General features: G+C 50.6%; 10 protein-coding genes. 7 read left to right on the top strand and 3 right to left on the bottom strand.

Translation table 11 applies throughout. The annotated features are described in order from the left end of the window. Both BOW51_RS03445 and BOW51_RS03440 read right to left on the bottom strand, forming a co-directional pair. A partial coding sequence (locus tag BOW51_RS03445) for a MazG family protein (protein ID WP_245828430.1) occupies positions 1 to 340 on the bottom strand: 340 nt, incomplete at its 3' end. A 109-nt stretch (positions 341 to 449) separates the two neighbouring features. Further along, positions 450 to 1,436: a hypothetical protein gene (locus BOW51_RS03440; protein ID WP_078476451.1), complete on the bottom strand. Its 987-nt coding sequence runs from the start codon at positions 1,434 to 1,436 to the stop codon at positions 450 to 452. A gap of 226 nt (positions 1,437 to 1,662) precedes the next feature. Here BOW51_RS03440 and BOW51_RS03435 point away from each other — a divergent pair, with 226 nt between their 5' ends. The 7 genes from BOW51_RS03435 (at position 1,663) to BOW51_RS03405 (ending at position 9,648) form a co-directional block, all read left to right on the top strand. Next, positions 1,663 to 3,369, top strand: a complete 1,707-nt coding sequence (locus BOW51_RS03435; RefSeq protein WP_167367229.1) for an NAD(P)H-dependent oxidoreductase subunit E — start codon at positions 1,663 to 1,665, stop codon at positions 3,367 to 3,369. Next, positions 3,366 to 4,094: a 2Fe-2S iron-sulfur cluster-binding protein gene (locus BOW51_RS03430; protein ID WP_078476449.1), complete on the top strand. Its 729-nt coding sequence runs from the start codon at positions 3,366 to 3,368 to the stop codon at positions 4,092 to 4,094. Before BOW51_RS03435 ends, BOW51_RS03430 begins: the two co-directional genes overlap by 4 nt. Continuing rightward, positions 4,087 to 4,626 carry an NADH-quinone oxidoreductase subunit B family protein gene (locus tag BOW51_RS03425; protein WP_078476448.1) on the top strand — a complete coding sequence of 180 codons (540 nt, stop codon included), beginning with the start codon at positions 4,087 to 4,089 and terminating at the stop codon, positions 4,624 to 4,626. The genes BOW51_RS03430 and BOW51_RS03425 overlap by 8 nt, the downstream gene beginning before the upstream one ends. A 12-nt stretch (positions 4,627 to 4,638) precedes the next feature. Beyond that, positions 4,639 to 6,099, top strand: coding sequence for a Ni/Fe hydrogenase subunit alpha (locus BOW51_RS03420; protein ID WP_078476447.1), 1,461 nt, complete (start codon positions 4,639 to 4,641; stop codon positions 6,097 to 6,099). Positions 6,100 to 6,105: 6 nt separating this feature from the next. Further along, a complete protein-coding gene (locus tag BOW51_RS03415) occupies positions 6,106 to 6,603 on the top strand; it encodes a hydrogenase maturation protease (protein ID WP_167367228.1) in 498 nt (165 codons plus the stop codon). A 221-nt stretch (positions 6,604 to 6,824) separates the two neighbouring features. Further along, positions 6,825 to 9,302 (top strand): glycogen/starch/alpha-glucan phosphorylase, encoded by a 2,478-nt coding sequence (locus BOW51_RS03410; protein WP_245828427.1) that lies wholly within the window; start codon positions 6,825 to 6,827, stop codon positions 9,300 to 9,302. A 94-nt stretch (positions 9,303 to 9,396) separates the two neighbouring features. Next, positions 9,397 to 9,648, top strand: a complete 252-nt coding sequence (locus tag BOW51_RS03405) for a hypothetical protein (RefSeq protein WP_135568027.1) — start codon at positions 9,397 to 9,399, stop codon at positions 9,646 to 9,648. Between the two features lie 125 nt (positions 9,649 to 9,773). Here BOW51_RS03405 and BOW51_RS03400 read toward each other — a convergent pair whose 3' ends face one another. Beyond that, positions 9,774 to 10,727, bottom strand: a complete 954-nt coding sequence (locus BOW51_RS03400) for a porin (RefSeq protein ID WP_078476443.1) — start codon at positions 10,725 to 10,727, stop codon at positions 9,774 to 9,776. Positions 10,728 to 10,793 lie beyond the last annotated feature (66 nt).

Genomic DNA, 10,793 nt, shown 5'->3' with positions numbered 1-10,793 from the left:
CTTCGCTCTGTTCATCGACGGAACCGACCACCGCATCACCAAATACGTGTGGATGGCGACGCTCCATCTTGTCAACGATTCCACTAACAACATCATTGAAACTGAAAGCGCCCTGCTCCTCGGCCATACGTGCATGGAATACCACCTGAAACAGCAGATCGCCAAGCTCCGACTTCAGACCATCCATATCGTTATGGTGAATCGAATCAGCAACCTCGTAGGCCTCTTCGATGGTATAGGGCGCAATGGTGGCAAAGGTTTGCTGCTGGTCCCACGGACAGCCATTGTCGGGATCACGCAGGCGTGCCATCAGGTTAATCAGATCATTAATTGTTTTCATTATCTGGCAAGAGAAGCAGGCCGGTTGATATATCGTCAGTGAATGATGTTAACTGGTGTGCTGAATGAAAAGAACCCCTTGCCTTCGTGGCAAGGGGTTAACTTTACAACTATTTCCTGAAATAGGTCATAGACGGATCAGGGCGACCGATATAACAGGTTCGCTTGAAGCCGTATTTCTTGATAACAGCAAGCGCCTTGTTAGCCTCCTTCTTGTTCGGGAACATGTGCATACGGTGAGAGCCATCCCTCAACAGCCATCTGCTTCCCTCTTTCTTCAATGTCAGGTTGGATGGTTTGAACTTGATACAATCATCGTTATTCATGCCACCATTTGGCGCCTTTTTACCTTTCAGCCAGTACTCCAGCGATGGATCCGGTCTACCGATAAAACAGTGCTTGTTAAGCCTGTAATGACGGATAACCCTCTTCGCCCGGCGAGCCTCTTTCTTGTTGGGAAAGACCTTCATTCTGCTGTGTCCGTCTGTCAGCAGGTAGGTACCATCACCTTCATCCTCAACCTTCACCTTGTCTGGATTGAATGAGAGACAATCCTCATCTAGCAGCGGAACAAGACCGGGAATGACAGGAATTATTGGAGTAATCGGTGTGACAGGTGTGACCGGAACAACGGGCGTGAGGCCACCGATCGCGCCGGGATTAATCACCAGTTTCTTTTGGCCACTGAAACTCACATCAACCCACCCTGGCACCAACCCCTGGCGACCTGAAACGCGCGGGTAGATCATGCGGCCTTTAATCTTGTTGCCATTGACGGTACCCCACATCACCTTGGTTTCATGCGGGTAACCCTTGTACCACCAGACAGCTGAAAAGCGGTTGTTACCAACATCGCCCTTGAAAATCGTAGCTGCCGAAACACCTCCGAATCCTCCAAAGGTCATGGTGATGCGGCTTCCACTCTGCTCAACCTTGAGCGTTGTATTTGTGTTGACTGAAGATTGAGCCGGGCTTTTATGCAGGTGAACATTGGAACCAGTCACCTTGATATTGTATTCACCGGCCAGGTTCTGTGACCAGGCCGAGGCAGACCAGAGCACTGCGACAAGGAAAACAAGATACTGAATAGTCTTCATTTTCTTCTCCATTACTGTATTGCCATATTGATATTCTTATGTGGCAGATGAGCTGTTTCCGATACTTCCTGGCCACCTGTCATATACCTATAACACTAGTCCTTACATGAGCGCTATTCAATACCGGACGACTCTTTGCAACAAATGCTTCATGTAGCATGAAGGATTGAGGCAACTGCCATATAAAGTTGCTAGTATTAAGTGAGTGATGCACTCGGCTACCAATATGCCCAGATTTGATACAGAGCACGTCATCCCATTCGTCGACAGTTTAGTGCTGTCAGCGAACAAGAGAGCAGACCGCCTGCTCCAGCTTCTTGTCGAGATTCAGACGCAATATTCATTTGTGCCCGACCAGGCAATCCTGCGGCTTGCAGAACAACTGGCAATCCCCTCCAGCGAAATTCGCGGGATTATAGAGTTCTACAGCTTCCTGCATCTTGTTGAGCAGGGCGATTTTCAAATTCATTTCAGCGACAGCGTTATTGACCGCATGTCTGGCAGCAAGGTGCTGATCCAACAACTGTGTGACCGGCTTGGAGTTTCTCCGGGTGAACCACGCGCGGACGGGAGGGTCACGGTGTCAACGGTCTCCTGTATCGGCATGGCAGACCAGGCGCCCGCAGCACTCGTCAATGGCTATCCACTCACTAAGCTGGATTCCAAACGCATTAAGGCTATGGCTCAACTGATCGAGAGCAGTACACCTGTCGACGAATGGCCTGCAGACTTTTTCCTGGTCTCGAACAACATCCGGCGTCGTGACCTTCTGCTAGCCGCACCTTTTCAAGAAGGCAGTGCCCTGTCTCACCTCTTCAAGACAGGCACAGACGGAATACTGGATAAATTAAGCAGGTCTGGACTGCGCGGTAGGGGTGGTGCCGGATTCAAAACAGCTGCTAAATGGCAAATGTGCCGAGATATCGATGCAGATGAACGTTATGTCATCTGTAACGCTGATGAAGGCGAGCCCGGTTCGTTTAAGGATAGGTTCCTGCTTGAAACCTGTGCGGATGACGTTATTGAAGGCATCACCCTGTGTGGCCTGATAACCGGTGCGAACAAAGGCATCATCTATCTGCGTGTAGAATACCGTTATCTGAAACAGCATCTCGAGGAGAGACTCGCAAGGCGGCGCGACAAGGCTTTACTCGGAGAAGGCATTCTGGATCAGGATGGCGCCGATTTCGACATCGAGATACGCCTTGGTGCCGGGGCCTACATCTGCGGTGAAGAGAGTGCCCTGATCGAGTCTCTCGAAGGCAAACGCGGGATTCCGAGAAACCGCCCACCCTACCCGGTTACCAGTGGTTACATGGGGAAGCCAAGTGTTGTGAACAATGTTGCGACTTTTTTCGTGGCAGCATGGGTCGCAACAAAGGGGGGCAACTGGTTTGCTTCCAAAGGAACGGCTGAGTCGATTGGAACCAAGCTGTTCAGTATCAGCGGGGATTGTAGATATCCGGGCATCTATGAATTCCCCTTCGGACTGACGATCAGCAAGGTGCTCGATGAATGTGGTGCCAGCGAAACCCAGGCCGTTCAGGTGACCGGACCGGCCGGAAACCTTGTTCTTTCAGACAGCCTCGAACGGAAGCTTTGCTACGAGGATCTCCCGGCAGGCGGATCATTCATGATCTTCAACAAGAGCAGGGATTTACTGGGCATCGTAAAAACTTTCAGCGACTTTTTTGCCCATGAAAGCTGCGGCTTTTGTACGCCCTGTAGAGTAGGCACATCCCTGATTAGCGATCTCGTAACAAGAGTTCATTCGGGCCATGCAACACAACAGGAACTTGATCAGATACAGATAATTGCAGAGGTAATGAATACTTCCAGTCGATGTGGTCTTGGACGCACGGCATCGAGACCAATAATGCAGGCGTTGCAGCAAGCACCCGAACTTTTCACACATCGCGGTGAAACAGGATGAACATGTCATTCATCCTTGATGGGAAGAATATCCCCTTCAAAGAGGGAGATACCATAATGGATGCTGCCTTGAATGCAGATACATACATTCCGCACCTCTGCCATGATCCAGAATTTGTGCCTCATGGTAGTTGCCGTGTCTGCCTCGTATCATGCAACGGAAGATATGTATCGGCATGCACACAACCTGCTGTCGATGGATCAGAAGTGGAAAGCAATACAGAAGCTGTCAATAGCATACGTCGTGAACTGGTTGCCATGCTGTTTGCAGAAGGCGTGCACATCTGTCCTGCTTGCGAAAAAAGCGGTTCGTGCAAATTACAGGCAGTTGCCTATTACGTCGGGCTGCTGACACCACGTTACGAACACTTCAATCCACCGGGCCGGCTTGACGCAAGCCATCCTGACATGATCATCGACTTCAATCGTTGCATCCTGTGTGAACTCTGCGTGCGCGCCAGTCGTGACATGGATGGCAAGAGAGTATTTTCTATCAGCGGTCGGGGCAGCGAGGCATCTCTTGTGATCAATTCAGAGAGTGGAAAACTGGGAGACAGTCTCTTCGATGTATCCGACAGGGCAGCAGATATCTGCCCAGTCGGCGCACTGCTGCCAAAACACAAGGGCTATGAGGTACCGATCGGGCAGCGCCGCTATGATATCACTGCAATTGACGGCGCTGCTGCTCGGGAGCCAGTCAAGAAGAGTGGAAAGAGTGATGACTGAAAAACTGAAAGTCGCAACCACATCACTTGCAGGCTGCTTTGGCTGCCACATGTCACTGCTCGATATCGATACGCGTATTATGGACCTTGTGCAACTGGTGGAATTCGACCGCAGTCCGCTGACCGACATTAAAACAGTCGGCAAATGCGATATCGGCATCATCGAAGGCGGCGCAGCCAACACGGAAAACATTGAGGTACTGCAGATGTTTCGTGATAACTGCAAAATCCTGGTATCACTCGGTGCTTGTGCCCTCAACGGCGGCGTTCCGGCAATGCGCAACCAGTTTGACCTCAATGCATGTCTTGATGAATCTTTTGTAAACGGCGCCGGAGTTGTGAACCCGGGCGTGCCGGATGACCCGGAGCTACCTTCCCTGCTGGATAAGGTACAGCCACTGCATGAGGTCGTAAAAATTGACTATTACATTCCGGGCTGCCCACCGTCTGCCGAAGTGATATATGATTTTTTAACGCGGATACTAGAGGGCAAACCCGTGGACATCCCCTATGCGCAAATTCGTTACGACTAGTTGGTAGATAGCATGGCATCTGATCTTGAAACAGCTGACTATCCCGACAAGCTCCGCCGTGTCGTGGTTGAACCTGTCACTCGAATAGAGGGGCACGGCAAGGTCACGCTGCTGCTGGATGATGATAACCACGTAAAGCAGGCGCGCCTGCATATCACTGAATTTCGCGGCTTTGAGAAATTCATCCAGGGGCGCCCCTACTGGGAACTGCCGGTTGTTGTACAGCACCTGTGCGGAATCTGTCCCGTCAGCCATCACCTGGCAGCGTCGAAAGCAATCGACATGCTTGCCGGCGTATCACAAGTCACTCCTACCGCCGACAAGATCAGGCGACTGGCGCATTACGGACAGGTGATGCAATCCCACGCACTGCACTTTTTCTACCTCTCCTCTCCGGACCTGTTGTTCGGCCATGACGATTCGATTAAGCACCGCAACATTGTCGGTGTCATCGAGGATGAACCGGAAATAGCAAAACAGGGCATCCTGCTGCGCAAGTTCGGACAGGAGGTCATCCGTCTCACCATGGGAAAAAGAATCCATGGTGCATGCGCCGTACCGGGCGGTATGAACAAGTCCCTCACTATCGGGGAGAGAGACTATTTTCTCGAAGAGATGCCACAGGTATTAGCTTCCGCACAATCAGCTGTCGAACTGATCAAAAGACTTTACAACCAGGCGTTTGATTACCACCAGTCATTTGCTGCACTTGAAACAAACAGCGTCAGCCTGACCCGCTCCAATGGCGCACTGGAACTCTATGACGGCGGGCTTCGGGCTCGTGATTCTGTCGGCAAGACAATCTTCGACCATGTTGATTACCAAACCTACAGCGACTATTTGCAGGAGGAGGTCAAGTCATGGAGTTACATGAAGTTCCCCTTCATCTCTTCTCTTGGTAAAGATGATGGCTGGTACCGGGTCGGTCCGCTGGCACGCATCAACAATTGCGACCTGATTTCAACACCCCTGGCAGAAGCACAGAGACAGGAATTCATCAAGCTGGGAGAAGGCCAGCCAGCACGTGCCACCCTGGCGTATCACTGGGCACGACTGATCGAACTACTGCACTGCGTGGAAGTTCTCAACGAGCTGTTGCATGACAATGACATCCTCGGCTCCGATCTCGTCGTTAAAGGCGAGATGCAGCAGGAAGGCATAGGCGTAATAGAAGCGCCGCGAGGCACACTGCTGCACCACTACAGGATTAACCAGGAGGGCCTGGTTGAAAAAGCCAAGCTGATGGTGCCAACGACAAATAACAACCAGGCGATGAACGAATCGATTCGACAGGTGGCAATCAACTATCTCGATGGACGAGAACTGACCGAGCCCCTGCTTAACCAGGTCGAAGTTGCAATTCGCGCATACGATCCCTGCCTCTCCTGCGCCACCCACGCAATGGGCAAGATGCCGCTCGAAGTCTCACTTCTCGACAGCAACGGCAAGCTCATCGACAGGCGGGAAAAATAGCACATCGTGTCACAACAAGAGAACAGCATCCCACCCATCCTGCTGATCGGATATGGCAACCTCGCCAGGGGTGATGACGCCCTTGGCCCCCTGCTGCTCGACAGAATCCGACCATGGATAAAACAGCAGGGCCTGCCTGTCGACTTACTCCAGGAACACCAGCTGCAGGCTGAACTCATCATGGATCTGCGCGAACGGGACCTTGTTATCTTTATCGATGCCAGTGTCGGCATCAACTCTGCTATTGATTTCAGGAGAGTCGAGCCTGAAGATAACAGCAGTTTTACCACTCATGCAGTAAGCCCAGGCACCCTGTTGAAAACCTGTATCAATCTGTATGCAGAAGCACCAGCGGACACCTACGTTCTGTCGATTCGCGGTTACGACTTTTCACTTGGTGAAGCATTGAGTCAACAGGCTGCTGAAAACCTGGTAGCTGCAATCGAATTCCTGAAAAAACACTTGAACAAGCGTATCACTGAAACAACAGGAAAACCGGCATGACTAAATCTCCGTTGAATAACCGGACTCTATAACCCATGGCTCAATAAATTCGCTGCAAGTCTCGTATTTATCGGCATGGTTTTTCCACCGCTCACTTGCCGATGTATATAATTTCTGCACGACAATTCACACAATGACAGAGGATTCATAAAGCTGTAGCATTTTACTTGCATACTAATATAAGAGTCTTATTTCTTCTGCAGGTTGTGAGGATTTATCAAGTGAATGAAACGGCAGTGGAACTAGAACACACTCGTACCGGTCATAGCATCGGCGCATTGAAGCGCGCTTTTCTAGATAACCTGTTTTATATACGAGGGCGCAACCTGGACGTTGCAACACCAAATGATCTGTACATGGCACTTGCCTATACAGTGCGTGATCGTCTACTTCACAGGTTCAACCAGTCATCCAAGACTTTCAAGCATGATAAAGCACGTAGTGTTTGCTATTTTTCTGCTGAATTTCTTCCCGGCCCTCACCTGGTTAACAACATGATTAACCTGGGCATCCTGGAAAACGTAAGAACAATGACAGGAGAGCTGGGTATTGATTTCGACTCCCTGGTTGTTCAGGAGGAAGAGCCTGGCCTCGGCAACGGTGGATTGGGCAGGCTGGCTGCCTGTTACATGGATTCACTTGTGACACTGCAGTTGCCAGCTATCGGCTACGGCATTCGATACGAACACGGGATCTTCAACCAGAGCATCGTTGACGGCTGGCAGGTCGAATCAACCGACAAGTGGCTGCACCCGGGCAACCCGTGGGAAATACGGCGGCCAAAGCTGACAATGCCTGTGCTCTTCGGCGGTCACACTGAACAGTACCGGGACGATGGACACCAGAGAACCCGCTGGGTTCCTCATGAGGTTATTTCCGGTGTCGCTTACGATACGCCGATTCCCGGTTACCGCGTTGGCAACGCAAACCTGTTGCGCCTGTGGCGCTCCGAGGCTGTGGAGTCATTCAATGTCCAGGCCTTCAACAAGGGCGACTACTACGCTGCGGTTGAGTGCAAAATACACTCGGAAACCCTGACCAAGGTGCTCTATCCGAATGATGAACCAGCGGCAGGAAAAGAGTTACGCCTGCGCCAGCAGTTCTTTTTTTCCTCCTGCTCACTGCAGGACATGATCAGGATCTATCTTGATACTTCTGACGATGATCTTGAGCATTTCCACAATAAATTCGTTATCCAGCTAAATGACACACACCCTGCGATCGCGGTCATCGAACTTTTACGCCTGCTTCTTGATGTACATCACCTGAAGTGGGATGACGCCTGGCATGTCACCAGGCACACTTTCTGCTACACGAATCACACGCTGTTACCCGAAGCGCTTGAGAAATGGCCTGTAGAACTGTTTCAGTCTCTCCTGCCAAGACACATGGAACTTATCTACGAAGTGAATCGAATGCATCTTGACGATGTACGCCTGAAATTCCATGGTGACAGTGAAAAGATTGCACGCCTATCTATCATTGACGAGTCTGGAAATCGATATGTCAGGATGGCACACATCGCCTGTATCGGCAGCAGTCGTATCAACGGGGTCTCAGAACTGCACAGCGAACTAATCAAGAAAACAACGCTCAAGGACTTCTACGATCTCTCACCGGAAAAATTTGTCAACGTGACAAACGGGGTGACACCGCGCCGCTTCCTGGTCCAGAGCAACCCTTCCCTGTCCGACCTGATCACGAGCAGACTGGGAGATGATGACTGGGTTTGTCACATGGACCAACTGCATTGCCTGGAAAAATATTGTGAAGACCCGGATTTTCAGGATCAGTGGCAAGCAGTAAAGAAGAGAGCAAAGGAGCAACTTTCTGTCTATGTTAACGAGTGCACAGGGATCACTCTCGACCCGGCCTCCATCTATGACATCCAGGTAAAACGTATCCACGAATACAAGCGCCAACACCTCAACGCACTGCATATCATCACACTCTATAATCGCATTAAAAATGATCTACATTACAAAATGGTGCCGCGCACCTTTATTTTTGGCGGCAAGGCTGCACCTGGTTACAAGATGGCAAAACTTCTCATTAAACTCATCACCTCGATCGCGGAAGTTGTCAATCGCGATCCGGTTTCCCGTGACCTGTTGAGAGTCGTCTTCTGCCCGAACTTCAACGTCAAGCGCGCCCAGAACATATACCCGGCCGCCGACATCTCCGAGCAGATTTCACTTGCCGGCATGGAAGCCTCGGGCACCAGCAACATGAAGTTCACCATGAATGGCGCATTGACCATCGGCACCCTCGATGGAGCAAATATCGAGATTCGCGACGAAGTCGGGCACGAGAACTTTTTTCTATTCGGTAATACGATCGACCAGGTGGAAGCGATCCGTAACGAGGGTTATCAACCGGGTAAATACCTGCAGGAAAATGAAGAGCTATCCGAAGCACTTGAACTCATATGCAGCGGCTATTTCTCGCATGGCGACACCGAACTCTTCAAACCATTGGTCGACAACCTGAAATCATACGACCCATACATGCTGTTGGCAGACTACGACTCCTATGTAGCGTGCCAGGAATCTGTTTCGGCCGCCTACCTTGATCAGTCACACTGGACAAGGATGTCGATTCTGAACGTTGCCCGTTGCGGAAAGTTCTCATCAGACCGCTCGATCCAGGATTATTGCGACAGCATCTGGAATATTGATCCCGTACCTGTGGATATCTAGTTACTGAACCTGGCTGACTAATGTCACCGGTTAAAAACTCTCTGTACAAGAGCATCAAGCTCATCGCGGGTAGTGATTAGAATTCCTCTACTTAATGAGAAAGATGCGGGATTACTACATTCACGAGGGAGAACTTATCAGGAGCTATTCAGGTTACCTCCTGGCAAGTTTTTCACCATTTTCATTCTCAGGCATCCACCTGATATTCGATGCCCCGCAAGCGTCGATGAGCGCCGAATATTTTTCAAGGGCAAGCGAAAAACTGGCAAGGCGAATCTATGAAGATTATCTTGATAGACAGAGACAGGCTGCTTCAGGTATCGAAAACACAGATGCTCCTGGCTGATCGCTCTTTAACACCCACATAGACTTCCTCCACGATACTCATATCGGGATTGCATTCAAGAATAACTTATAACGAAAAACGGGACCCGAAGGTCCCGTTTATTGATCGTGCATTTTCTAAAAAATTTAGAAGTTGTGGATCATACCGATGGAGAACATGGCGCCATCTTCACCAACAGAGTCGCCGGTGATTCTGGAGTCATAGGATGCATTTGGTGCGCCGTTAAGGCCACTGAATGCGCCAGCATCCCAAGAGTAGCCATTATAGCTGCCCTGATGCTCGAGATCGGCATAAGCTACATAGACTGAAGAGCGCTTGCTCAGTGAATGACTCAGTCCAAGGCCCCATCCCTGCTGTCCAAGGTCGCCTTGAGAAACATCAGCGTAGGAAGCAACCAGCTTGTTGTTGCCAAAGCTGTATGAACCGGTTACACCCCAAGAATCGACTCTTTCGTCGTCATTACGGTCATCGCCATAGTTCCAGCTCTGGTAAGCAACGCCGACATAGAGGTTGTTCATGGTGTAGCCTGCGCCAACCAGCCACTTGTCGTTGCCGTCATCCCCATATGAGCCACTACAGCTTCCATCTGCTTCACACTTAAGGTCTTCATAGGCGGCAGCCAGTTTCAGGCCGTTGTTTGAATACATAACACTTACAGCCCAGATATCAGCCAGACTGTCACCTGCAGGTCCGCCTTCACCAGGAACGATAGCACCGGCAAAAGTCAGGCCGTTGAAGTTAGGTGAAACATAGGCAATTGCATTGCTGGCACGAACTTCATTAAAAGCTCCCAAGCCGTTCATGTCCATTGCGGTATCACCCATGACGTCTATACCTGTGGCATAGTAAGCCATCTTGTAGGGCGTGTCGTGACGACCATAGAGGAAAGTACCCCAGTCGCCTGTCAAACCGATATAGGCGTTACGACCGCCGTCATCCCATGCGCCACCGTCAGCGAAGTCGTAACCGGTTTCTGCTTTCCAGATAACGCTCAGTCCGTTGCCAAGATCTTCAGTGCCTTTGAAGCCGATGCGCGAAGCACAAGAGTGTCTTTGATCTCGTGATGTAAAACGGGACATCCAAGTCTCCCTTTTACACTCGATCTTCGACAGCCTTTATTGCCCCGGACGCCCTGCGTCCGTTGC

The organism is Solemya elarraichensis gill symbiont (genome assembly GCF_002021095.1).
GTDB lineage: Bacteria > Pseudomonadota > Gammaproteobacteria > Chromatiales > Chromatiaceae.
The sequence above is the reverse complement of the archived record's forward strand: the minus strand, read 5'-3'. Positions and strand labels throughout refer to the sequence as shown.